The organism is Bradyrhizobium sp. SZCCHNS1022 (genome assembly GCF_032484835.1).
Classification (GTDB): domain Bacteria; phylum Pseudomonadota; class Alphaproteobacteria; order Rhizobiales; family Xanthobacteraceae; genus Bradyrhizobium.
This window is the reverse complement of sequence record NZ_JAUETT010000004.1, coordinates 395,901-417,126: the sequence shown is the minus strand read 5'-3', so window position 1 is coordinate 417,126 and position 21,226 is coordinate 395,901. Positions and strand designations below refer to the sequence as shown.

Sequence of the window (21,226 nt, the reverse complement as noted above, 5' to 3'; positions counted from 1 at the left end):
TCGGATCTAATCCGCATTGGGCAGCCGCCGCATGGTGAATTCGATGGTGCCGTCCGGCAATTCCCGCCAGCTTTCGACAGCACTCATATAGCCTGCCTTGGGATATCGGCTGAGGTATTCGCGAGCCTTGGCGCGGGCTGCCTCGCGCGGCAGCATGAATGTATCACGCACGTAGCCATCGCCGCCCTTGCGCCGGGCGGCCATCCGACTGGCGAGATCTCGTGGACGCAATCTCACTCACGACCTCCGTACACGCCTCCCCTGTTAATATAGACAAGAGCTGGTCGAATCCGAGTCGGAAGTAAGATCGTTCGCTGCCTGCAGAAGCCCGGAACTGGTTCAGTTGGCGCTGGCGCCCATCTTCTTCTTGGCGGCGGTGGTGGTCTTCACCGCCGGGCTTTTCGGCGCATCAGCCGCGCGCACCCCACCCCATGGATCTGAGCTCGTCTGGGCGTTTGGAATCTTCTTCAAGGTCTCCTTGTAGGCCTTCTCCCGGGCCGCATCGGCTTCCTTTTCCTCATCGGTCTTCGAAGGGCTATCCGCGAGCAGATTGATGTTCGGCATCTGCGCGGCAGCGGGCAGGATCCATGCCGTCAACACTGCAACGGTGACCGCCAAACCAAGCTTTTTCATCGCATGCTCCCTTAAAGCCTCGGCCGTTTTATAGCACCGCCTGCTCTGCCGCCAAGCGCGGACCTATGGCTGAAGACGACCCGCCCGCCTGCATTCGGCCCGGCGCTCGTCGATCCCCGCTTCTGCACCCGGGCCATTGAAACCAAGACTACGGGCGACACGGCGATAACCCGATACGGCGTGCAAACCCTTACGCGTACCCGTCCCGGCTTGCGATCATAGAGTGACAACTCCGGCGTTTTCAAGCCGAGCGTCTGCGGCATACTGCTCGATCACACGTTCTCGACGCCACCCAGCGAATATCGGAGGATCGCCCACCATGCCGCACGAGAGTTCAGCTTTCCGCATCGAGGATGCACGACGTGTCCTCGACGACGTATTCGCCCCCTGGATCAAAGAGCTGGCGCTGTCGGTCGAAAGCATCGTGCTTGCAGATGGGCAGGAGCCCGGCGCAATCCTGCGCCTACCCTTCTCCGAACGGCTCTGCCGCGACAATGGTGTGGTCTGCGGCCAGGCGCTCATGGCGTTTGCCGACACTGCGATGGTGATTGCCATGGTCGCGGCTAATCGCGGCTACCGCCCGATGACGACGGTCGATCAGACCACGCATTTCATGCGTGCGGTCGCCTCCTCCGACGTACTGGCCGACGCACGTGTGGTGCGCCTTGGCCGTACCATGAGTTTCGGCCGGGTGACGCTCACAAGCGCTGCCGATGCCAAGCCGGTCGCGATGGTCTCGAGCGCATTCGCGATGCTGTGAGGCTCCTGGTGCACTTTCGGATCCATGGCCCGACATCCGAAAACGTGTTTCCTGAAGGGGGATGCGAATGTTGGCGCCGGATCACGAGCATCATCGTTAACGGTGCGTAAACCGTGGCGCCAGCGGTGAATGGTATTGCGTTCATCTGCACGAAACAGTTTCGCAGTACTTTTAGGTACATTTTGAAGTGAAGGCGGTGATATCAGATCGGTTACGGCCATGAGCGACATCACGACGGACAAACGCATTGCGCCTCGCCACCGGGTGCTCAAACAAGGTCGGCTTGCCTTCGACGGCGGCGGCGCCGTCGATTGCATGGTGCGCAACCTTTCCGACACGGGCGCTCGCGTCGAAGTCGTCACCCCGGTCGGTCTGCCTGAAATCTTCACCCTGGTGATCCCGGCCGACAAGTTCACCCGCCGCTGCCACGCGGTGTGGAGTCACGACAAGCGGATCGGGATAGCGTTCGACTGAGTTCGCGGCGGACGTTTGCAGACGATCGACAGGTCAGACCAGGGCTGATGTCATCGGGCCCATAAGCGCGGGACGCGATCACGGAGCGATGCCCCGATGACGATCCGATCGGCCAGCACCGACATCGTCCATCTGAACGCCGCCGGAGCCGGCTTGATGCCGGAGAGTGTGACCGCGGCGATCACATCGCATCTCCACCTCGAGCGCCGGCGCGGCGCACATTGGGCTATGCAGGAAGCGGGAACGGCGCTCGATGAGACGCGCCTGCTCGCGGCGCGTTTGCTTGGCGTTGAGCCGCATCATCTCGCATTCGGCGAGCAGACCAGTCGGCTCTGGGCGCTCGCCTTCGCATCGATGCCCCTCGAGCGCGGCGACCGCATTCTGCTCGCACGCAACGATTGGGGCGGCAACATCCTGAACGTGCTGCAGCGTGCGCAAGCGAGCGGCGCCGAGATCATCCGTCTGCCGATGTCCACATCCGGACTCATCGATGTCGAGCGCACTGCATCGCTGATCGACGACAGCACGGCCGCTATTTGCGTGTCCGCAGTCGCCAGCAGTTTCGGAGCGCTGCAACCGGTGGCGGCGCTCGGCGCCCTGCCGCGCCCGGAGCATTGCCTCTATTTCGTCGATGGCGCACAGGCCGTTGGACAATTCGATGTCACGCTGCCCGGTGTATCGGCGGATGTCATGGTCGCGCCGGCCAGGAAATGGCTGAGAGGCGGACGCGGTCAAGCCATGATGGCACTGTCGGGCCGCGCAATGCGGCGTCTCGGAGCGCCCCCTGTCTTGGACCAGATTGCAGGAAGCTGGCAACCCAACGACACCTTCCGGCTGCGGGAGGATGCACGGCGGTTCGAAACCTGGGAATTCTCGGCGGCCGGACGCCTCGGCCTGCGTGCCGCGCTACAGGAGCTGAACGGGATCGGCGTGGCCGGTGTTCGCGCCGATCTCGCCGATAAGCTCAGCCGCCTGGAGACAGCCTTGCACGCCGTGCCAGGATTTCAGATCTTCGAAAGTGAACACGGTGATCGCGCCTTTCTGACGCTCCATCATGCAAGAATTCCCGCCGACGCGCTCGTTCATGCACTCGCGACACGAGATATCGCCATTGCATCGATCGGCCCCGACTATGCGCGCTGGGAGCTCGAATCCCGCGGCCTCGACAAGATCGCGCGGATCGCGCCTCACATCTATACAACGAACGACGACCTCGCCCGATGTGCCGATGAGATCGCCAGGATTGTGCAAACCCAAGCGCGCACAGATTAGGCCCGTGTCGGTGGCACCAAGTGGACTGCTACTCCTCAGGCCGCTTCTGTAGCTACTTCTGCTTCTTGTCCGGCTGTGACGGCCGCGCCCCACTCCAGGGATCGTATTTTTCCTTCGGTTCCGGGATGCGCTCGAGTGCCGCCTTGTAGGCGCCCTCATCGATTTGCGGTTTCTTCAGCTCGCTGCTGCGCTGATCGCCGCCGCGAGACCGTCTGCCGCCGCCCATCTGCGCCTGCGCCGGCCAGGCCACGAGCCAGACCAGCACCGCAATCAGCACGATTCTCATCGCACGCTCCGTCCCTCGTATGCGGACGAACTTACCCGTTATCGCCTCCAGGGCAACGGCATATTGCATGGCGGGGATTCCCGAGGCGGCCGCCGTCAAAAAACGGCCAACGACCACATATGCTAATAGTCACGCCGGCTAGGAAAATGTGGCGGGATGCGCCCGTAGCCGCCGCCATATACGCCACCAATCCCGATGCCAACCGGCGGCACGCGAACGGGCGGAGCGTAATATTGGCGAACCGGAGGCTCATAGACCACGACATCCTCAAAGTCGCGGACATGTGGCGTACGGCTTGCGCGCCGGGGCGGATTCGCCTCGTGCTTCTTTGAAGGCTTTTCTTCGACCTTATTTGTCCCGTTGTTTCTGGGCGGCATTGAACAGGGACCGATCGCTGCATTGGTCGGTGCAATCGAGGGACTCCCCTGAGGTGCCGTGCTCCCGACCGACGTGCTGGCAACCGCCGCTACGGGCGTCACGACAGGACGGTTGCGTAAGCGTTCGATCAATTTCCGCGCAGTCGGTGTGAGATCGCTCTCGGGATAGCGGCCAAGAAAGGCCTGATAGGATGCCACCGTATTGATCAGCACGGCCTCATTCCACGCGGCCATCCGGTTGTGAAGATCGAGCCAGGCGCGGGCCTGCGGTCCAAACGGTGGCTGGGTATACAAGGTGACAAAGGCCTCATAGGCCTCCACGCTGCCGTCGCCGACGATCATCTCATGGGCGAGCTCGACCGGCCTGCCCTGCAATGTCCGCCGCCATTCCTCCACACTCAGCTTGGCTGTCACGAGCTTTGGTGCGGCATTCGCCGCGGACGCATCGGTGGCGGCGATGAAGCGGAAATCCTCGGTCAGAGACGAGGACTCCCATGGCGTCTGTCGTCCCTCGGTCTCCTTGTTGACGGCGACACGCACCCGCTTGAACGTCTCCTCGATCGGAAGGCCCGGCTCCCGCGCGGCCTTGAGCAGCGCCGCTGTATAGGGGCTGTTGCTACCGCTGCCGTCCTCTGCCTCCGCTCCGGGCGAGGTCGAATAGGACAGGAAGGTGCCGGGTGCGCCGGTCTTGGCGTCCACCAGCGCGAGGCCATGGCCCGCGGTCTGATTGAGCGCCGGGAACGGATTGTTGCGGCAGGCGTCGAGCAGCAGGATGCGCATCCGGCTCGGCACCGAGTTCAAGGTATTCAGCACGTCGTTGAGCCGTACCGCCTGCAGCGGAATGTCCGCCTCACGCTGCGGATCGACATCCACCGGGATCAGATAGTTCTCTCCGTCGATCTGCAGGCCATGCCCGGCATAGAACACGAGCGCCACCGTATCCGGCCCCTTCGCTGCGACCCTCGCGGCAAAGTCGCCGACCTGCCTGTTGATATCCCGCTGCGACAGGTCGGCAGCAGCCGTCACATCGAATCCGGCATCGGTCAGCAATTGCGCCATGGCTTTGGCATCGTTGGCCGGATTGGGTAATGCCGTCACTGCACGATAGGCGGACTGCCCGATCACCAGCGCCAATCGATTTTCGGCCGCGGCCGGCTTCGCACCGACCAACAATCCGCCGACAGCGAGGGCGACACACAGCAGCTGGCGAAACATGGCGATCTCCTTGCTCGTCGATGACCCTCGTTGCGCTTTGGTCGGAACAATTCCGATCCTGGTTCATGGCGGTCGGTGGCTATGTGAGGTGGTGCACAGTCGGCTCGTCGGCACGAAACGGTGAGCGGCAGGGTTCGCACGATCAGCAAATGTTGATCGCTCCGGCCGGGTCTTCGCCGCGATCATGGATAGGCTCTGCGCAGATGCGTGGACCAGCGCAGCGCAGTTGAATGTCCGGTCGGTTCTCGATGCCCTCTCCCTCGGAGTTCAATCAAAACCATACTGCAATCAATGGGTTTTCCGATTCCGAAGCTCGCAAACGAGCCTACCGCGAGCCGATGCGAGCTTCGAAAGCGGAGCATTAGCTTGCCAGTGCAGCCGGCGGTCCCTCATTCGGCGTTGATGACGGCCATCGCATGGACAGCGTTGGCATTGACGCTCTCCGGATGCGGCACCGCCGACAGCCGGGCGTCCGTTCCGGCGTTCATGCGAGCCCGGGAGCCGGACCCGCCGCGACCCGAGCCGGCGCCTGATGTCAAACGCCTGGTCAACACCAACCTCGACAGCATCTTTCTCGCCAGTTCCTATCCGCGCAACATGCGGGTCTCCGAGCCGCATCGCGCCGTCCGCGGTGACGGCTGGACAGCGTGCGTTCGAGCCGACCTGACATCGGCGACGGGGACCCCGCTCGGCTCGCAGACCTACCGGCTCCTCATCACAGAGGACGGGATCAAGGACCGGCGTCGCGTCGGTAACGAAGATAATTGCGTGTCCGAATCCTTCACGCCGCTTCTGCCAACCAAATAGGATCAGGCGCGCGGCCGGAATTACCGCTCCGGCCCAAAAACCTTACCTTCCTATTAACGCGTGCCGTCGCTCGGCGATTTACCCCTCCGCGCAAATTTAACGAATCTTCGGCACCATCCCCTCCGTATATCAAAATGTATATGACGGGCTGGTCAGATTCTTCATGAACATTCATCTCGTGAGCGACGACGTAGCCAAGCTCGCCGTGCTTCGTGGCATGCTGGAAGATCGTTGTTCGCTGACATCCGAATTGCTTGATGGCGCGCATGTAAGCGGCCGCAATATCGACTCCCTCGTTGTCGCCGCAGATCTGCGAAGCGTCGACAACATCACGGCGCTGAAGGAAATCTCCGATCAGCTGTCGCGCATTCCGAAACGGATATTCCTCACCGACCACAAGTCGCGGCTATCTACCGTTCAGGCCTATGCGCTCGGTGCGACGAGCGTGATGTCCAGCACGCCGACCCGTAACCAGCTGTTGAGCAAGCTGCTGGATCTCCGGCCATCGTCGCTTGCGCCAAGCATCACACAGGACGGCGGACGGCAAGCGGCGTTCGCCGGTGCCACCTGCATTGCCTCGATGTTCGCGGCCGTCCTGAGCGGCGGCGAGATCGACGTCGAGGAGACGCGGCGCGCCGGCAAACGCATCGCCGATTGCGTTGCAGAGAACGGATTGGCCGAGTGGCTCGCCAACGTCCGTCGCCATCACGAAGGCACCTATCAGCACTGCCTCTTGGTCACCGGCATCGCGGTCGATTTCGGTTTGAGCCTCGGCGTCCGAAACTACGACCTCGAACGCCTCTACATGGCCGCGATGTTCCATGACATCGGCAAGGCTAGGATTCCGCTCGCGATCCTCGACAAGCCCGGTCGCCTCGACAGCAACGAACGAGCGCTGGTCGAAACCCACCCCGCTGCCGGCTACGACGCACTCAAGGGCAACGCTGCCATCACGCCGGAGATGCTTGATGTCGTCAGGCACCATCATGAATTTCTCGATGGCAGCGGCTACCCGGACGGGCTGTGCGATGCGAGCATTTCGGATCTGACCCGCATTCTGACTATCTCGGACATCTTCGCGGCGCTGATCGAGTATCGCATCTACAAGCCGGCCATGCCACGCGAGAAAGCCTACGAGATTCTCCAGAGCATGGAGGGAAAGCTGGAGATGCCGCTGGTCGGCGCGTTTCGCGAGGTCGCGCTGGCGCGGTGAAATTCGGCCGGCGTAGCACCGACGGTTAACACGACCGCTCAAATTGCAGGCAAACTGCAAGTCTCTGTTGCCAGCTCTGGGATAGCATCGCTCACAAGGGATGTGGTTGGCAGGGGATTTGGACGTGGCCGAGGTAATCGATCGAATGCCGGTCTGTGAGCGACCGCGCACCGAGGCTAGCGGTTCACAACGAGCATCCACCCTCGGGAACACCTTGCTGCCGCTCAGCACCGTTCCGCTCGACGAGTGGCGCGCGCTCTGCAGTCGGATGGTAGAGCCTAACGGCTATTATCTTCCGGACTGGCACATCGCCGTGAACGGCTCCGCGCGTGGCCGGACCGGCACGTCGGCACTATGCGCCTGGAGCGGTGGCTCGACCACGCGCCTGATCGGGCTCATGCCGGTCACCTCCATGTGGCGCGCGTACAAGCTGCCCCTGCCCGTGCTGGTGAGCGGCCATCCCTACGGCACGCTATGTACCCCGCTCATCGATCGCGACGTGATCGACACTGCAATCACCGGTCTGCTGCAGGCGGCGCGGCAGGCCGGCGCGCGGGCATTGCTGCTGCGCGATGTGGCTCTTGAAGGCCCAGTCATGCAAGCGATCACGGCGGCATCGGCTCGCGAGAGCCTGGCACCACGGCCCCTGCAATCGCATTTGCGCGCGTGCCTCGATGCCGGCGGTGATGGCGAAGCCGTCTTGCGCGAGGCGCTGGGGCCCAAGAAGCTCAAGGAGTTGCGGCGGCAGCATCATCGGCTGGCGGAGCATGGCCCCGTCAGCTTCGAGGTTGCCCGCACGCCGCAGCAGGTGGCGCCCGCACTCGAGAACTTCCTGAGGCTGGAAGCCAGCGGCTGGAAAGGCCGGCGCGGCACCGCGCTGATCCAGCACGAAGGCGACGCGGCCTTCATCCGCCGTGCGGCACCTGCCCTTGCCGCCAACAGCCAGTGCGAGATCCTGACCTTGCGCAGCGGCGACACGGCCATAGCTGCAGGCGTGGTGCTACGGCATCAGAATCGCGCCTTCTTCTTCAAGCTCGGCGTCGATGAGCGCTATGCGAAATATTCTCCGGGCGTGCAGCTCACCATCGCGATCACGCGGCATCTTTGCGCCGATCCCGCCATCACCTCGGTCGATTCCACCGCCGGGCCCGATCACCCGATGATCAATCCGATCTGGCGCGGGCGCCTTGCGATCGGCGACATCCTGCTGCCGCTCCGCGCCCGCGATCCCGTGGTGGACCTGATCCATGCCACTCTGCTCGCGCGGCGCTCTGGGCTTGATCTCGTCCGACGCGGCGTTCACGCACTGCGCAGCTCACGAGGGCGCTGAAAGCAGCGCCTACTCCGCCGCCTGCGCATTCACCTCGGCCGAGACCTGGCGGATGGCGCGGGCCAGGAGCTGCGGATCCTGCGCACCTGAGACGGCATATTTCTGCGCAAACACGTAGGTCGGCACGCCGGAAATGCCTTTCTCCGCCGCTTCCTGTGCCTGTCCGGAAACCAGCGCGACGTCCTCCTCACTTGCAAGACGACGACGAACGTCCCCTGCGTCGAGCCCACAATCGGCCGCGGCCTGCACGAGAACATTGATGTCGGTGAGGTCACCGCCGTCGCGGAAATACAGCTCCATCAAGCGCTGCTTCATCTCGGCCGCCTTGCCGCTTCCACCGGCCCAGTGAATGAGCCGATGGCAGTCGATCGTGTTGGGCTGGCGCGCGACGAGATCGGGCCGATAGCTCAGCCCCTCCTGCTCGGCAGCGGCGACGACCCGGCCGGCGATTCCCTTGTAGGCCTCGACCGAGCCGAATTTGGTGGTGAGATACTGCTCGCGGCTGATCCCCTCGCGCGGCACCCAGGGATTGAGGAAGAACGGCCGCCAATGCACCTCGACCGGAACGTCCGGCACCAGTTGCAACGCCTGTTCGATCCGCCGCTTGCCGATATAGCACCAGGGGCAGACGACATCGGAAACGATGTCGATCACCAGCGGCTTCAGACTACTCGTTGACGTGCCCATGTGCGGATCCTCGGCGCTCGGGTGCTCCGCCCAAGATAGGCCGGCTGCAGCCGAGCGCAAGCAGAGCTATAGGCTCGCCGCCAGCTCCCGCAGCTGCGCTCTGGTCAATTCGTCCGCCGGAAAGAAAGTCTCGAGCGCCAGTTCCGACAGCGTGATGTCGACCGGCGTGCCGAACACCATGGTGGTCGAAAAGAAGCTCAGCACGTCCGCGCCATGCCGTAGCCTCAAGGGGATCGCGACATTGTCAGTCGCGAGCGGCCCCGATCGTGCAGGAATCGGATAGGTCCTCAGTTCCTCGTACCGCTTGAGCAGCTCGGGATCGGCGGTCGCCTCGCATTGACGATGCAGCCGTTCCAGCAGGTGACCGCACCATTCGGCGAGATTGACCGTGCGCGGGGCCAGCCCTTCAGGATGAAAGGCAAGACGCAAGACGTTGACCGGAGGACCGAGCAGCTGTGGCGAGACGCCGCCGAGCAGCGGTGCGACCATGCGATTGGCAGAGACGAGATTCCAGTGCCGGTCGACCGCAAGCGCCGGATTGGGCTCGTGCGCTTTGAGCACCAGCTCGACGGCCTCGCGCGCCGCGGTCAGCGCAGGGTCCGCCAGCGAACGCTGCGGAAAGGCCGGCGCATAGCCGGCTGCGACCAGAAGCACGTTGCGGTCTCGCAGGGGCACGTCCAGTCGCTCCGCCAGTTTGAGGACCATCTCCCGCGACGGCGCGGCGCGACCGGTTTCCACGAAGCTCAGGTGCCGCGCCGAGATTTCCGCGTCGAGCGCGAGGTCGAGCTGGCTCAAATGACGCCGCTGCCGCCACTGCCGCAAATGCTCGCCGACATGAACAGGCTTGGCGCGGTCGGCGCGCGCCAGAGATGCGTGTGCGTTCATGCTGAAAAACCTATCACGCGCCTTGCAGCGCTTCCATTACGCGGAAGGTAATCGATTTACCTCACCCGCCGGATCATCTTCGTAGCCCAAGGAGATGACCATGAGCACGCCGACCGCCCCCAACGCTCGTCCCTCTGCCGGGATCCTGGACTGGTTGACCGGACTTGCCACCTGGCTGCTGGCGCGCTCATTCCACATGCCGGAGCCGCTGGTGACGGCGACCGGCAGCCTCGTGTTTGCGCATGTGCAGGCGATCGAGGCCAGAGCGGTCAAGACGCTGCGGCCACGACGTTTGTCGCGCCGTCTGCAATCATGGCTTCGCTGAACACGCGATCGCGAGCCGCGGGCCTGTTCATGGATTCCGGTGATGCGCGCGCGTTTTTCCGGCATAAAATCTGCCGGAGAAATGCGAGGAGTAGCCATGGCAGATCACGTGAGCGGGACGGAGGGCTATGCCGAGGAGGCAGACGATCTCTTTGTCCGCTATGAGACCCATCGTGCGGAAGATCTGCATCGTGCCGTGCTCCACCTCATCCCGAAGCAGCCGGCGCGCGTGGTCGACATCGGCGCGGGCACCGGCCGCGATGCCGCATGGTTGGCTGGACTGGGCCATCAGGTGGTCGCCGTCGAGCCCACCGACACCTTGCGGCTGCGGGCGATAGCGCTACATCCTTCGCCGGCCATCACCTGGATCGACGACAGCCTGCCGGAACTTGCCGCGCTACGGTCGCGCGCACAGACCTTCGACCTGGTGATGCTGACCGCCGTGTTCATGCATCTCGATGCTGAACAGCGGGCGCGGGCGATGCCGAATATCGCGAGCCAGATTGCGCCTGGTGGCCGGCTGATCATCCGCTTGCGTCACGGCCCGGTCCCGCCCGGCCGACGCATGTTCGAGGTCGCAAGCGAGGAGATCATCGCACTGGCCGGCGCTCAAAAGATGACGCTGGTTTTCGACGAGCATGCCGGTTCGCAAGATGCGCGAAACCAGGCCGCCGGCGTGACCTGGACGACGCTCGGCCTTATGAAGGCGTACTGAGCGGATTGAGTGAAAGCGCATCGAGCAAAGCGGCGCTGCTGACGCAAACGTACGGCGACAACGCACCGACTATAGGCGCCGCTGCCAACTCCGTTCAGGCGGCCCGGGCCTGCCCGCTCAGTGAGCGCCCCTTGGCCCGCTTGGCGCTGCCGTTCAGGCCGCGCTTGACCTTGGCGGTTGCCCTGACCTTGTCCGTCTTCGTCTTGCGCCGCGTGCTGGCCTTGCCCAGCTTCTCGGCCTTGCGTTTGGCCTTGCGCTCTTCCTTCTCCTTCAGCCGGAGGCGTTCCACCCGGGCCTCGGCGCGCTTCTTCTTGCGCTTCTTTTCGCAGGCGTCGCACTTGCAGCCAATCGGCTTCAGATAGGACTTGAAGTAGTCGGTACCGTAATCGTAGTTGATCTCCTCGCCGGGCTCGATGTTCCGGATGGCGCGGATGAAGATCTTCTTCTTGCGCGGCTTGACGTCGGACTCGGCGTTCGGCTTGCAGGAATGGTTGATATAGCGGGCGATATTCTCTCGGATCGAACCGTCGATGGTCCAGCGCTTGTCGAGCTCGAACAGATATTTGTTCTCGATCGCGTCGTCCTTCTCCTTCCTGGAGTCCAACAGCGGCCCGAAATAGCGGATGATCTTCTCACCCTTCTTGATCGGCTTGGTGGCGAACAAGCCAAGACCAGTCTTCGAGCGGCCGATACGGTAGGGTTTGTTCGATGGAATGACAGGCATGATCGAGGTGGCAGGAGGTGACGACGTCGCAGGGCCGCCGTTCTAGGACAATTTCTTGGCGATGTCAGGTCCTTCCGGGCGCTTTATCGCCCCGTCCCCAACTTGAGAACGTCGAACAAAAGACACCGTTGGAGGGCTGAAAAGAGCCATGAGGAATTATCGGAAACGATCGGCCGTTTACGCGGCCTTGAACACGTCCGTTGTGCTCATCTTCCTGGCAGCCCACCTGGACGGCGCCCTTGCCCAGCCGGTGTTCGGCAGCACCTATTCCACGACGGCCGCCGCCAATTGCTGGAGCGCGAACGGCAGCAAGGACGCCGACGAGCATGCATCACGCATTTGTCGCGGCAAAGCCGGCCTGGTCGTGTCGGTCACCGTCGATGATTTGCGACAGACGCTCTCGGTCGGTCGCAATCGAACCGAAGCGGCCCAGCAGCCGGCTGCGCAGGCTTGGTTCGGTCCGTTCAGTTCCGCCTCGACCAGGGTCGAATGGCGCATGGCGGGCAGCGAGCCCTTCGCGACGATCCAGCGTTGGCAGATCGCCGACCAATCCGATCCGGACCCGGCCGGGCGTGCCCAGGACAAGCCGTTGCTGATCGTCACGCGGCTACCGCCCGGCCAAGTCTGCCATGTGGCCTATATCGACGCCGCAGCGAATCCGGACGCCAATGAGCTTGCCCGTCAGGCGGCCGACGAGATCGCGCGCGACTTCGACTGCGGCAAGGACCAGGTCAAGATCGTCGGCAATCGCGGGCGTGCCGTCGAGCTGGCCACCCAGCATTAGCCGCCCCAACCCACGACTCTCATTCGGGTTTCGCGATCTACGCTCACGGCTCCGGGCGGGTGACAGTGGTCTTCAGCATCGCCTCGAGCAAGATCTCGGCGTTCGTGCCGGCCGGCAACCGCCGCAAAATATCGGCCAATCGCCCATCGAGCAGCAGCATCGTGTAGCCATGCACGAGCGACCACGCACGCGCGATAACGGCAGCATGGTCGAGCGACAATGTCCGGTCGCTGATTTGCTCCTGACGATCGGCTCCAACCGCGCCGGCAAGTCCGGCAAAAGAGGCCTCCGCCGCCTCGCGCAGCGAGGGCCGCGTATAGTCAAGGCGCTCGGTCCGGAACATCAGGCCATACATGCCAGGATTGGCCTGCGCGTAGGCGACATAGGCGCGGGCGCGCGCCAGCGCCTTGTCGATCGGCGTGGCCGCGCTGTTTCCGGCGGCCTCCATTGTCGCATTGAAGCGACGAAAGCCGATGGCGGCGAGCTCGCTCACAAGCCCGGTCAAATCGCCGAAATGATGTGCCGGTGCCGCGTGCGAAACACCCGCCTCGCGCGCGACAGCGCGCAAAGTGAGCCCGGCGAGGCCATCCCGTTCCAGCACGGTTTCAGCCGCTTTCAAGAGGGCGTCGCGCAAGGCGCCATGATGATACGGGGCGGCCTCCCCGTCGTCCCCGGCGCGCGCGGGACGGCGCGGACGCCTCGGCCGCACAACGCGCCCAGGCTCCGTCAGGCTGCGGCGACGGCGCGTTTTTGCGGGCTCGGCTTTTCTTGTCATCTGAACAAGATACTATATAATTTTGACAGTGGAAAGATTATTTGGGCTGGGTCGATCCGTAAAGGCGCGGGAGCCATCCGAGAGGATAAAGGAGCAGCCGAGCCTCGGTCAGCGCTGGCCTGCCGGCTTGGTGCCGACCATCCACCGCTCTCGTCCCTCCTGCTGCGTTCACGTAAGCTTGACACTGTCAAGATTCTGCTTGCCGAGCCCGGTCCCAGGCGATAGTTATCTTTCCGATGTAAAGATTGGCTCAGGAGCAGCCATTCATGACGGTCTTCCTGATCCTCGCCCCATACGGAATCTACGCCGCGCTGCTGACGGTCGTCTCGGCCACGCTGAGCCTGTCGGTCGGCGCCATCCTATGCTTCGTGGTGATCGCGAGCGATATGCGCCGCGGCCGCTCGGTCAAGATCCTGGGTGCGGGTTCCGGGGTCATATTCGCGATCCTCGCGTGCTACTGCGCCCTGATCGATCCGGCGATCAGCCCGGCCACAGTGCGGCTCGCCGTCGACGGCGGCATCTTCGCGCTTTCGCTCGGCTCGATTCTGCTGCGCATGCCCTTCACGCTGCAATATGCGATCGAAGCGGTGCCGGCGGAAACCGCGGCCATGCCGGGCTTCCTGCAAGCCAATTACGTGATCACGGGGGCCTGGACCTTGGCGGCGCTGCTGATGATCGTCGGCAATCTGATGACGCTCTATGTGCCCGGCCTGCCCTACTGGACCGGACTTGCGGTCGCCTTTGCCGCGCGAAACAGTGCGCTCTACTTTACGCGCTGGTATCCGACCTATCGACGTTTGAAGGACGAGGCCGCGCTGGCTACCGCCACGCTGGCGAAATAATAGCAGCCGACAACCGAGGATGAACCATGAAAGATGCCTTGCTCGAGCTGGGCACCGACTTTCTCTCGGCCATCGTCTTTTTCGTACTCTATCTGGTCAGCGGCAGCGCCGTGCTGGGCACGAGCGTCGCGATCGCGACAGCGATCGCACAGGTGGCTTATGCCCGCGCCAAGGGCCGGCCGCTCGGCTTCATGACCTATGCCAGTCTCGGGCTCGTCGTCGTCCTCGGCACCGTGACCCTGCTGACCAACGATCCCCGTTTCATGTTCGCGAAGCCCGCGATCGCGCATTTTGCGGTCGGCGTCATCATGCTCAAACGTGGCTGGATGTCGCGCTACGTACCGCCGGTCGTCGCCGAGACCATCCCCGAATATGTCATGGCAGCAGGCTATGCTTGGGCGGCCCTGATGTTCGTCCTCGGCATCGGTACCATCGCGGTGGCGATGACTGGCGATCTCAAGCTGTGGGCGATCTATATCTCAGTCGTGGCAGCAGGAGCGAAGGTCGCCGCCTTCGCGATCCAGTTCATTACCTTTCGGCTGGTCACAACGAGCCGCATTCGGGCCGCGCGCGCCTGATCGCCGCAATGGGCTTATCTCTCAAGATGCGGTATAGAGCCGCCGAGCGACGCCTGGGCCGGACCAGCCTATCAGACTTGCTTTCCGGGCTCGGCCGCGTCGGAGCGGTAACATCAGGAGAACAAGCGGATGGCTGTGGACGGCAACTGGAATCTTACCCTGAACACGCCGATGGGCGAACGGACCGCGACCTTGAGCCTGACAAGCTCCGGCAGCACGCTGACCGGCACGCAGGCCGCGGAGGGCGATTCAGCCGAGATTTTCGATGGTACCGTGAACGGAGACGATGTCGCCTGGAAGGTCTCGATCACAAGCCCGATGCCGTTGACGCTCGACTTCAAGGGCAAGGTCACCGGCGACGCAATCGCCGGCGAGATGGGCATCGGCTTTATGGGCAGCTTTCCCTTTACCGGCGCGCGGGCCTGAAGACCGATTTCCGTTTGACGGATTGTGGGCCCGCTTCACCCGACAGCGGGCCTTTTCCTTGCCCCCTTCTGCCGATCATCGAGAGACTTCGAGGAAGTGGCGGCCTTCCTTGTCTTCGATCTCGATGATCCAGGCGTCCGGATCGAAGCGGAGCTCTTTGGTGAGCCGCTCCTCGATCTGTGCTTCCGGCAAGGGCTGCGCTGAAGCCGCGACGAAATAGCGATCGATCGGGCGGCTGTCGTCATACATCGTCTGCGGCGCCGGCACGTACAACACCGCGGTGCCGTCCATCAGGGCGATCTTGACGAAAACAGCACCGGCTTCCTCGGCGCCCCGCCGACGGACGGCGCCGAACATGCCCGCAGCCTGGCAGCGGCGCAAATAGGCCGCCACCCATATGCTGGATTTCAATCGCATCGGAGAACTTCAGACCGCCACATCGGCGCGCAAATCGCAGCGCGCGCCTGCTCTATTCGATCGGGTGGCCGATGACAATCGCGAGTTCGCGCACCATGCGATCGGACACCTGTCCGGTCACCGGCAGCTTGCGTTCCCGCTCGAATCTCTGGATTGCGGCCTGAGTATCCGGCCCGATCATTCCGGTCGGCTTCAGCTGTCCGTAGCCATATTCGGTCAACGCACGCTGGACGGCCGCGATACGACGCGGATTGCCGCTCTGAGCCACGGGCTGCTGCGCCCGCGATGCCGATCCCTGCCCGCCGCTGACCGATCTGACGAGGTCCGCCAGGGGATCGGAATATTTCTGATCTCCCTTGGCTTCCCCCACTTTCGCATCGACAGCCTTCGTCTCGGCGGACTTTGCTTCCGGCGGGCGCGTCTCGATCACCTTCGGGTCGAATGGCGAGACTTCGGCGTCGATCGGACGCGGACGCGGCAATGGATTTGAAGTGGGCAGGACTGGCGGGACAGCAACGAACGAGCCGAACATCGGTGCCGGATGCGGCCCCGATTGCAGGAACACCGCATTGACAATGATGGCGCTCGCTGCAGCACAGGCGAGCAGGCCCGCAAACAGATCCTTCGGACTATAGAGCAGCGCACGCATCAAGAGGCCGCGCTCATCGGCAGCCTCCACGGCGGCGGCCGCGGTCCGCTTGCGACGGCGCGGCGCCTCGTCCTCATCTGCGGCTCGTCTAGGCACTCTTCTTCACCTGAAACGCCTGCCCCTGCGGCAGCGTGCGTCCAGCCGGAGCCAGGGTCATGATCTTGCCTTCGTCCGGCGGCGCGAAAGCCAAGGGCAACACCACGGTCACCGTCGTTCCTTCATCGAGCTTGCTTTGTATCGACATTTCGCCGGCGTGCAAGCTCACAAGGCTCTTCACGATCGAGAGCCCAAGCCCGGTTCCCTCATGACGACGCTCATAGGTCTTGCCGGCCTGGAAGAATGGATCCCCGATCCGCTTCAGGTCGTCGGGAGCGATCCCCACCCCGGTATCGCTGACGCGCAGAACCAGTTGCGCCTCGTCCGCTGCGGCAGCGACCGTCACCTTGCCGCCACGTTCGGTGAACTTGATCGCGTTGGAGACGAGATTGAGCACAATCTGTTTGAAGGCGCGTGGATCGCCGGTGATGTCAGGCAGATTTTGGGGCACATCAGCCGACAGATCGACGCCGTTCTCGCGGGCGCGCAGGGCCAAGAGGTTGCAGCAACTAATCAACGCCGTACGGGCTGCGAATGGTTCGGGCGTGATTTCGAAATTGCCCGATTCCATCTTGGACATGTCGAGGATGCCGTTCACGACGGAAAGCAGATGCTGACCGGAATCATTGATCAACTGGGCATATTCGCGGCGGCGCGCGGCGTTCAGCATCAGGTTCTGCTCCTGAACGAGCATATCGGAAAAACCGATGATCGCGTTCAAGGGAGTGCGGAGTTCATGGCTCATCGTCGCCAGGAAGCGCGTCTTCGCGGCATCGGCCCGCTCGGCCGCACCGCGCGCAACATCCAACGCCTGCTCCTGGAGCTTGCGGTCGGTGACGTCGCGCATCACCGCAACGACCTCGGCCTCGGAGCCCACGCCCGTCGGGCCGGCCCGATCGAGCGGACGGCAGCGCATCTCGACCCAGATGAATTCGACGAGATGGTTTGAACCGCACGAATCGACCGGAACGTTCCGGCGCAGCCTGAACTCGACACTGGAGGCTTCGCTCCCACGCGCGGCATCCGATAATGCCGTCAGGTAGGCCGGGCGATCAGCGACATGGACACGCTCGAACAGGCCATGCTCGTGAAGCTGCATCGCCGGCACGCCAAGCAAGGTCTCCGCGGCCGGCGAGATGAACATCACGGCGCCGTTGCGCCGATGCCGCGAGATCACGTCGCTCATGTTGCGCGCGAGAAGGCGATAGCGCTCCTCCTCTTTTGAAAGCAGGACAACGCTGGTGCGTGCCAATGCGTCCGCGGCAAAGGCGAGAACTGCCGCATAGAGGGTGGCCGAGGCGACGCCAAAGCCGATCAAGCTCGCACGTAGCGCGGGATTGCTTTCCGCCCGCGGCAGCGACTCGAAATGGTCGATCAGGATCAGCGTGGCCACGCAGGCCAGAGCAAGCATGGCAGCGAACACGACAACCCTGCGCGAGGCGGACAGCGCAGCTTCGAGCGGAATGACGATCAGCCAGACGGCGGCGAAGGATTCGATGCCCCCGGTCTCGATCGCGACCCCCATGATCAGTGCCGAGAGCGCGAGCGACGACAGCGCATAGGCGCCTTCGTAACGGCCGGTACGCGACAGAAACCAGGACAGCAGAATCGGCGCGATCAGCCAGGCCAATGCTCCGACCTCGAGCGCGCTGGGCGCGCCGCGCATGGCGAGATAAGCGGGGAAGATCGCGAAGGCGCCCAAGCTGCCGAGCAGGCGCGGTGCGATGAAGGCGCGGTGGCGCGCGCACGTCAGCGCGTCGTTTCGAGCCGATGGATGCAATAACGCATCAAGACAATCGCGGATGATACTCAACACACTCACGGCTCTCGCGCCTCGGCCTATCGGTCGTCCTATCGAAGGACGCGCCGGGACGCCCTCTGTCGTCGTGCGTCAACGTCTCAGACTCGCATTAAGCGAACGCTAAGGCCCATGCCCTGCGGACTGCGGCATTCGGCCAGGATGGTGAACGCAAAGTTGCTGCACGCAGGCATAGGCGCAGTGACGTGCAGAAGCCCGGCGCGCTGAGCTCCGGAGCGAGCGCACTCGCAAGCAATTATTTACACATACAAAATCAGCGCACGGTTTCGCGATTTCTCAACCAATTAAGCTCAATGCAAGCAGTTGCGGCTTAGACAGAAGGGTGGCCACCGACCTTGCGCGGAATGGAAGCACCGCAGGACCAGGCCAGACGATCGGGGTTGCGTGATGTTTTTTCTGCTTCGCATGGCGTTCTGGCTCGGGCTGGTGCTTGTGCTGCTGCCACGGGAAAAGACGCCCGAGTCCGACAAGCTGCCGCAGATCAATCCTCAGGAAGCGGTTCAGGCCGCGACCGCAGCGGTGTCGGACATGAGCCAGTTCTGTAAGCGCCAGCCGCAGGCCTGCGAGGTCGGTGGTCAGGCGGCCACGGTGATCGGCCACCGTGCCCAGGAAGGTGCGCGCAAGCTCTATCAGATCATCACCGATAAGAACGAGAAGCAGGCCGCGCCTGAGAAAGCGATCGGTCCGGAAAAGCCGGCCGGCTCCGACAAGCGCTACGCCGATCGGACCGGCTCGATCGACGCGCCGGTGACCGAGGAGTTGCCGGATGGAGAAGCGCCGGCCGACACGCTCTCGGCCGACGATCTCGCGACGGAATGGCATCTGCCGCCGACCGAATAAGCGGCTGGAACTCGTATCGCTTTCGCTCTCCCAAGTCCCTATATAGAGGCCTGGATGGGACCAAAGAGCATCATGACGATCGACGAAATCCGCGACAACTTCGCCCTGCTCGACGATTGGGACGACCGCTATCGCTACGTGATCGAACTCGGCCGGACTCTGACGCCGATGCCCGAGGCGGATCACTCGGCCCAGAACAAGGTGCAGGGCTGCGCGAGCCAGGTCTGGCTCTCCAAGCACATCGATCAGGGCGACTCGGAACCCGTATTGAACTATGTCGGCGACAGCGACGCCCATATCGTGCGCGGCCTGATCGCGATCCTGCTGACACTCTACTCCGGCCACACCCCGCGTGAGATTCTTGCGACGGATGCGCTCGCCGTGTTCGACGAATTGGGTTTTCGCGAGCATCTGACGCCGCAGCGCTCGAACGGCTTGCGTTCCATGGTCGAGCGCATCCGCTCCGACGCGCGCGAAGCGCTCGCCGGGGTGTCGTAAACAGCTATTTTCCCCGTTCGGGGCGCTGCTGACCCAGTCCCATTTTCTTAGCGAGCTGCGAGCGCGTCACCGCGTAGTTCGGCGCGACCATCGGATAATCCGGCGGCAGGTTCCATTTCTCGCGATACTGTTCCGGGGTCATATTGTACTGCGTGCGCAGATGCCGCCGCAGCGACTTGAAGCGCTTGCCGTCTTCAAGGCAGACCAGATAGTCGGGGTGAATCGATTTTTTCACCGCCACCGCCGGCTTTGCCGGTTCCGGGGTTCCTTCGGGGCGGCCGCTGGCCACGCGCTGCAAGGCGGCGTGGACCTGGCTGATCAGGTTCGGAATTTCCGCCGCCGGCGTAGGGTTATTGCTCAGATAGGCCGAGACGATACTGGCCGTCAGGTCAATAAAGCTCTTGCCTCCGCTGTCTGTCATCGGACCCTCGCTGCGGCGCCGCCGCCCTAGTATCGCGACAGGCCAATACCACCCCTGATCTTGCCGCGAGCAATATTATGGGCCGGGAAGCGAGGGCGTGACAACTAGAGCAAGTCACTATTCTTGCGAATAACGTGAGGTACCGAAGTAGAGCGCAGGCGATGCGCTCTGCTACGGAGATTCCGGGGCAACTGCGCTGATCCCCGGGTCGGCTGCGCCGATCCCGGAGTCAGCTGCGCTGATCCAAGTGCGTCCGCAGTTCGTCGATGGAGGCAAACCGCATCATGCCTTCGGGCATCTGCGCCTCGATCGAACCGTCGGAATAGAGCGAGTAGGCCATCCCATCTACAACACCGGACTTGATGACCGTTACAGCCGCAGGTTCGGGCGGCCGCGATGGCACCAGGGATTCGCTGAAGGCAGGCGCCGCTCGCGCCGGACGGCGCGGCAAGGGCGGCAAAGGTGGCAGAGCCGGCTCCGGCGCACGCGCCCGCTCCGGCTTCGGCCAAGCCTCCTCGAAGCTGGGGGGCGATGCAGGCGGGGCGGGTTCGTCGGCGGATTCTGCTGGCTCGCTCAAGGGCGGCGCGCGGAAGTCCGGCAGACCCGACTCAGCCGGGCGCTTTTCGGCGCGCTCGCGCTGCCTGCGCGCAGCCGCTTCAAAGAACAGGTTACGCCGCGGCTTGTTGGATTCCGGCGCGATGGGTTCCGGTTCGGGCTCCGGCTCGGGCAGCATCGGCCTCTCCACCGTACGGCCGCCACGGCCTCGCGGCGTTCCGCCCTCCCGCCATAGATCTTCCATCGGCGGGGCGGCGGCAAGATCGACCTGCTCGTCGGTGTCGCGGTCGCTGCCCGGTAACTGTAGCGCCTTCGGACTGCCGTCGGGGGACAACCGCAGACGGAGCCGATGCGACATCATCTTCAGTTCGCCCAGAACGGCGGAGAGCCCGAAGAGGAGCAGCCCAGTGCACACCGTGATGGTCCCGGCCAGGACCATGGTGTTGCCGAAGCTGAATTCCTTGACCGGAATTCCGTATGCGATCGCTCCGAGACCCGCCAGCACGGCGACAGTCCCGGCGATCAACAGGGCACTCATCATCAAACCCACCCCCTAATGTGGCGGCCTCAGGAGCGCAGTCCTAAGCCAAAACTACATTAGAATCTAACAGTTGCGTGTCGTTTTTGACCCGGGTTCTTGGCGATGGGGCACGATATATCTTGCAGTGGAGAATCAAGTTGCGGTCCCAAGCTCCGCATGTCTCCAGGGCAAGATTGCCACAATACCGTCATAATGTACATGGGGCCAGTCCCGCTTCTGCCGCGGCCCCTCGCCTGATCTCCAGGCACTATGGTTCAGCGCGCATTCATGTCGTATGTCCATA

27 protein-coding genes are annotated in these 21,226 nt (G+C 63.3%); 14 read left to right on the top strand and 13 right to left on the bottom strand.

Translation table 11 applies throughout. The features are described 5' to 3' along the window. Positions 1-6: 6 nt before the first annotated feature. Positions 7-204, bottom strand: a complete 198-nt coding sequence (locus QX071_RS24735) for a hypothetical protein (protein ID WP_409977536.1) — start codon at positions 202-204, stop codon at positions 7-9. Positions 205-339: 135 nt separating this feature from the next. Continuing rightward, positions 340-633 (bottom strand): hypothetical protein, encoded by a 294-nt coding sequence (locus QX071_RS24730; RefSeq protein ID WP_315706103.1) that lies wholly within the window; start codon positions 631-633, stop codon positions 340-342. A 319-nt stretch (positions 634-952) separates the two neighbouring features. Between QX071_RS24730 and QX071_RS24725 the strand changes: the two genes are divergently transcribed. From QX071_RS24725 to QX071_RS24715, 3 genes are all read left to right on the top strand, one after another. Then, complete coding sequence (locus QX071_RS24725; RefSeq protein ID WP_315706104.1) at positions 953-1,393, top strand: PaaI family thioesterase; 441 nt, start codon at positions 953-955, stop codon at positions 1,391-1,393. Between the two features lie 219 nt (positions 1,394-1,612). After that, complete coding sequence (locus QX071_RS24720) at positions 1,613-1,867, top strand: PilZ domain-containing protein (RefSeq protein WP_315706105.1); 255 nt, start codon at positions 1,613-1,615, stop codon at positions 1,865-1,867. A gap of 96 nt (positions 1,868-1,963) precedes the next feature. After that, entirely contained in the window at positions 1,964-3,139 is a 1,176-nt protein-coding gene (locus QX071_RS24715) for an aminotransferase class V-fold PLP-dependent enzyme (protein ID WP_315706106.1), read from the top strand. Between the two features lie 52 nt (positions 3,140-3,191). On the opposite strand, the gene QX071_RS24710 is transcribed toward QX071_RS24715, so the two are convergent. Together QX071_RS24710 and QX071_RS24705 are read right to left on the bottom strand one after the other, a co-directional pair. Continuing rightward, positions 3,192-3,425: a hypothetical protein gene (locus QX071_RS24710; RefSeq protein ID WP_315706107.1), complete on the bottom strand. Its 234-nt coding sequence runs from the start codon at positions 3,423-3,425 to the stop codon at positions 3,192-3,194. A 122-nt stretch (positions 3,426-3,547) separates the two neighbouring features. Next, positions 3,548-5,017, bottom strand: a complete 1,470-nt coding sequence (locus QX071_RS24705) for a caspase family protein (protein ID WP_315706108.1) — start codon at positions 5,015-5,017, stop codon at positions 3,548-3,550. Between the two features lie 372 nt (positions 5,018-5,389). Here QX071_RS24705 and QX071_RS24700 point away from each other — a divergent pair, with 372 nt between their 5' ends. The 3 genes from QX071_RS24700 to QX071_RS24690 all read left to right on the top strand — a co-directional run bounded on the left by QX071_RS24700 (position 5,390) and on the right by QX071_RS24690 (position 8,367). Further along, positions 5,390-5,824, top strand: a complete 435-nt coding sequence (locus QX071_RS24700) for a hypothetical protein (protein ID WP_409977698.1) — start codon at positions 5,390-5,392, stop codon at positions 5,822-5,824. A 163-nt stretch (positions 5,825-5,987) separates the two neighbouring features. Continuing rightward, positions 5,988-7,037 (top strand): HD-GYP domain-containing protein, encoded by a 1,050-nt coding sequence (locus QX071_RS24695; RefSeq protein ID WP_315706109.1) that lies wholly within the window; start codon positions 5,988-5,990, stop codon positions 7,035-7,037. A gap of 145 nt (positions 7,038-7,182) precedes the next feature. Further along, entirely contained in the window at positions 7,183-8,367 is a 1,185-nt protein-coding gene (locus tag QX071_RS24690; RefSeq protein ID WP_315706345.1) for a GNAT family N-acetyltransferase, read from the top strand. Positions 8,368-8,376: 9 nt separating this feature from the next. Here the strand turns inward: QX071_RS24690 and QX071_RS24685 are convergent, their stop codons facing one another. Next, complete coding sequence (locus QX071_RS24685) at positions 8,377-9,054, bottom strand: DsbA family oxidoreductase (RefSeq protein WP_315706110.1); 678 nt, start codon at positions 9,052-9,054, stop codon at positions 8,377-8,379. Positions 9,055-9,120: 66 nt separating this feature from the next. After that, the gene (locus QX071_RS24680) at positions 9,121-9,939 is read right to left on the bottom strand and encodes a helix-turn-helix transcriptional regulator (RefSeq protein WP_315706111.1); all 819 of its coding nucleotides are present in this window, start codon (positions 9,937-9,939) and stop codon (positions 9,121-9,123) included. 100 nt (positions 9,940-10,039) lie between these two features. Between QX071_RS24680 and QX071_RS24675 the strand changes: the two genes are divergently transcribed. Both QX071_RS24675 and QX071_RS24670 read left to right on the top strand, forming a co-directional pair. Further along, complete coding sequence (locus QX071_RS24675; RefSeq protein WP_315706112.1) at positions 10,040-10,264, top strand: hypothetical protein; 225 nt, start codon at positions 10,040-10,042, stop codon at positions 10,262-10,264. Positions 10,265-10,360: 96 nt separating this feature from the next. Next, positions 10,361-10,978, top strand: coding sequence for a class I SAM-dependent methyltransferase (locus QX071_RS24670; RefSeq protein ID WP_315706113.1), 618 nt, complete (start codon positions 10,361-10,363; stop codon positions 10,976-10,978). Positions 10,979-11,072: 94 nt separating this feature from the next. Here QX071_RS24670 and QX071_RS24665 read toward each other — a convergent pair whose 3' ends face one another. Further along, complete coding sequence (locus tag QX071_RS24665; RefSeq protein ID WP_315706114.1) at positions 11,073-11,702, bottom strand: SET domain-containing protein; 630 nt, start codon at positions 11,700-11,702, stop codon at positions 11,073-11,075. Between the two features lie 148 nt (positions 11,703-11,850). Here QX071_RS24665 and QX071_RS24660 point away from each other — a divergent pair, with 148 nt between their 5' ends. Beyond that, positions 11,851-12,486, top strand: coding sequence for a hypothetical protein (locus QX071_RS24660; protein ID WP_315706115.1), 636 nt, complete (start codon positions 11,851-11,853; stop codon positions 12,484-12,486). Positions 12,487-12,529: 43 nt separating this feature from the next. Here the strand turns inward: QX071_RS24660 and QX071_RS24655 are convergent, their stop codons facing one another. Continuing rightward, complete coding sequence (locus QX071_RS24655) at positions 12,530-13,261, bottom strand: TetR/AcrR family transcriptional regulator (protein ID WP_315706116.1); 732 nt, start codon at positions 13,259-13,261, stop codon at positions 12,530-12,532. 266 nt (positions 13,262-13,527) lie between these two features. Here QX071_RS24655 and QX071_RS24650 point away from each other — a divergent pair, with 266 nt between their 5' ends. From QX071_RS24650 to QX071_RS24640, 3 genes are all read left to right on the top strand, one after another. After that, on the top strand, positions 13,528-14,103 hold the full coding sequence (locus QX071_RS24650; RefSeq protein WP_315706117.1) for a hypothetical protein: 576 nt from the start codon (positions 13,528-13,530) through the stop codon (positions 14,101-14,103). A gap of 26 nt (positions 14,104-14,129) precedes the next feature. After that, positions 14,130-14,681, top strand: coding sequence for an inner membrane-spanning protein YciB (locus QX071_RS24645; protein WP_315706118.1), 552 nt, complete (start codon positions 14,130-14,132; stop codon positions 14,679-14,681). Between the two features lie 129 nt (positions 14,682-14,810). Next, positions 14,811-15,107, top strand: coding sequence for a hypothetical protein (locus QX071_RS24640; RefSeq protein WP_315706119.1), 297 nt, complete (start codon positions 14,811-14,813; stop codon positions 15,105-15,107). 75 nt (positions 15,108-15,182) lie between these two features. Here the strand turns inward: QX071_RS24640 and QX071_RS24635 are convergent, their stop codons facing one another. The 3 genes from QX071_RS24635 to QX071_RS24625 are packed head-to-tail and all read right to left on the bottom strand — an operon-like array spanning position 15,183 to position 18,091. Continuing rightward, the gene (locus QX071_RS24635) at positions 15,183-15,524 is read right to left on the bottom strand and encodes a DUF1491 family protein (protein ID WP_315706120.1); all 342 of its coding nucleotides are present in this window, start codon (positions 15,522-15,524) and stop codon (positions 15,183-15,185) included. A 52-nt stretch (positions 15,525-15,576) separates the two neighbouring features. Next, positions 15,577-16,269, bottom strand: coding sequence for a peptidoglycan-binding domain-containing protein (locus tag QX071_RS24630; RefSeq protein ID WP_315706121.1), 693 nt, complete (start codon positions 16,267-16,269; stop codon positions 15,577-15,579). Further along, complete coding sequence (locus tag QX071_RS24625) at positions 16,262-18,091, bottom strand: PAS domain-containing sensor histidine kinase (RefSeq protein ID WP_315706122.1); 1,830 nt, start codon at positions 18,089-18,091, stop codon at positions 16,262-16,264. The genes QX071_RS24630 and QX071_RS24625 overlap by 8 nt, the downstream gene beginning before the upstream one ends. A gap of 384 nt (positions 18,092-18,475) precedes the next feature. Here QX071_RS24625 and QX071_RS24620 point away from each other — a divergent pair, with 384 nt between their 5' ends. Together QX071_RS24620 and QX071_RS24615 are read left to right on the top strand one after the other, a co-directional pair. After that, positions 18,476-18,928: a DUF5330 domain-containing protein gene (locus QX071_RS24620; protein ID WP_315706123.1), complete on the top strand. Its 453-nt coding sequence runs from the start codon at positions 18,476-18,478 to the stop codon at positions 18,926-18,928. 72 nt (positions 18,929-19,000) lie between these two features. Then, on the top strand, positions 19,001-19,426 hold the full coding sequence (locus QX071_RS24615; RefSeq protein ID WP_315706346.1) for a SufE family protein: 426 nt from the start codon (positions 19,001-19,003) through the stop codon (positions 19,424-19,426). 4 nt (positions 19,427-19,430) lie between these two features. On the opposite strand, the gene QX071_RS24610 is transcribed toward QX071_RS24615, so the two are convergent. Further along, positions 19,431-19,847: a MucR family transcriptional regulator gene (locus QX071_RS24610; RefSeq protein WP_315706124.1), complete on the bottom strand. Its 417-nt coding sequence runs from the start codon at positions 19,845-19,847 to the stop codon at positions 19,431-19,433. A gap of 229 nt (positions 19,848-20,076) precedes the next feature. Then, positions 20,077-20,943 (bottom strand): hypothetical protein, encoded by an 867-nt coding sequence (locus QX071_RS24605; protein WP_315706125.1) that lies wholly within the window; start codon positions 20,941-20,943, stop codon positions 20,077-20,079. Between the last annotated feature and the right edge of the window lie 283 nt (positions 20,944-21,226).

Excerpts from the sequence above, each read along its gene's own strand:
- QX071_RS24615 (WP_315706346.1), top strand. The coding sequence starts at position 19,001 with ATGACGATCGACGAAATCCGCGACAACTTCGCCCTGCTCGACGATTGG.
- QX071_RS24725 (WP_315706104.1), top strand. The coding sequence starts at position 953 with ATGCCGCACGAGAGTTCAGCTTTCCGCATCGAGGATGCACGACGTGTC.
- QX071_RS24650 (WP_315706117.1), top strand. The coding sequence starts at position 13,528 with ATGACGGTCTTCCTGATCCTCGCCCCATACGGAATCTACGCCGCGCTG.
- QX071_RS24635 (WP_315706120.1), bottom strand. The coding sequence starts at position 15,524 with ATGCGATTGAAATCCAGCATATGGGTGGCGGCCTATTTGCGCCGCTGC.
- QX071_RS24640 (WP_315706119.1), top strand. The coding sequence starts at position 14,811 with ATGGCTGTGGACGGCAACTGGAATCTTACCCTGAACACGCCGATGGGC.
- QX071_RS24695 (WP_315706109.1), top strand. The coding sequence starts at position 5,988 with ATGAACATTCATCTCGTGAGCGACGACGTAGCCAAGCTCGCCGTGCTT.
- QX071_RS24735 (WP_409977536.1), bottom strand. The coding sequence starts at position 204 with ATGGCCGCCCGGCGCAAGGGCGGCGATGGCTACGTGCGTGATACATTC.
- QX071_RS24655 (WP_315706116.1), bottom strand. The coding sequence starts at position 13,261 with ATGACAAGAAAAGCCGAGCCCGCAAAAACGCGCCGTCGCCGCAGCCTG.
- QX071_RS24685 (WP_315706110.1), bottom strand. The coding sequence starts at position 9,054 with ATGGGCACGTCAACGAGTAGTCTGAAGCCGCTGGTGATCGACATCGTT.
- QX071_RS24660 (WP_315706115.1), top strand. The coding sequence starts at position 11,851 with ATGAGGAATTATCGGAAACGATCGGCCGTTTACGCGGCCTTGAACACG.
- QX071_RS24720 (WP_315706105.1), top strand. The coding sequence starts at position 1,613 with ATGAGCGACATCACGACGGACAAACGCATTGCGCCTCGCCACCGGGTG.
- QX071_RS24690 (WP_315706345.1), top strand. The coding sequence starts at position 7,183 with ATGCCGGTCTGTGAGCGACCGCGCACCGAGGCTAGCGGTTCACAACGA.
- QX071_RS24605 (WP_315706125.1), bottom strand. The coding sequence starts at position 20,943 with ATGATGAGTGCCCTGTTGATCGCCGGGACTGTCGCCGTGCTGGCGGGT.
- QX071_RS24665 (WP_315706114.1), bottom strand. The coding sequence starts at position 11,702 with ATGCCTGTCATTCCATCGAACAAACCCTACCGTATCGGCCGCTCGAAG.
- QX071_RS24715 (WP_315706106.1), top strand. The coding sequence starts at position 1,964 with ATGACGATCCGATCGGCCAGCACCGACATCGTCCATCTGAACGCCGCC.
- QX071_RS24730 (WP_315706103.1), bottom strand. The coding sequence starts at position 633 with ATGAAAAAGCTTGGTTTGGCGGTCACCGTTGCAGTGTTGACGGCATGG.
- QX071_RS24705 (WP_315706108.1), bottom strand. The coding sequence starts at position 5,017 with ATGTTTCGCCAGCTGCTGTGTGTCGCCCTCGCTGTCGGCGGATTGTTG.
- QX071_RS24620 (WP_315706123.1), top strand. The coding sequence starts at position 18,476 with ATGTTTTTTCTGCTTCGCATGGCGTTCTGGCTCGGGCTGGTGCTTGTG.
- QX071_RS24670 (WP_315706113.1), top strand. The coding sequence starts at position 10,361 with ATGGCAGATCACGTGAGCGGGACGGAGGGCTATGCCGAGGAGGCAGAC.
- QX071_RS24645 (WP_315706118.1), top strand. The coding sequence starts at position 14,130 with ATGAAAGATGCCTTGCTCGAGCTGGGCACCGACTTTCTCTCGGCCATC.
- QX071_RS24675 (WP_315706112.1), top strand. The coding sequence starts at position 10,040 with ATGAGCACGCCGACCGCCCCCAACGCTCGTCCCTCTGCCGGGATCCTG.
- QX071_RS24610 (WP_315706124.1), bottom strand. The coding sequence starts at position 19,847 with ATGACAGACAGCGGAGGCAAGAGCTTTATTGACCTGACGGCCAGTATC.
- QX071_RS24710 (WP_315706107.1), bottom strand. The coding sequence starts at position 3,425 with ATGAGAATCGTGCTGATTGCGGTGCTGGTCTGGCTCGTGGCCTGGCCG.
- QX071_RS24680 (WP_315706111.1), bottom strand. The coding sequence starts at position 9,939 with ATGAACGCACACGCATCTCTGGCGCGCGCCGACCGCGCCAAGCCTGTT.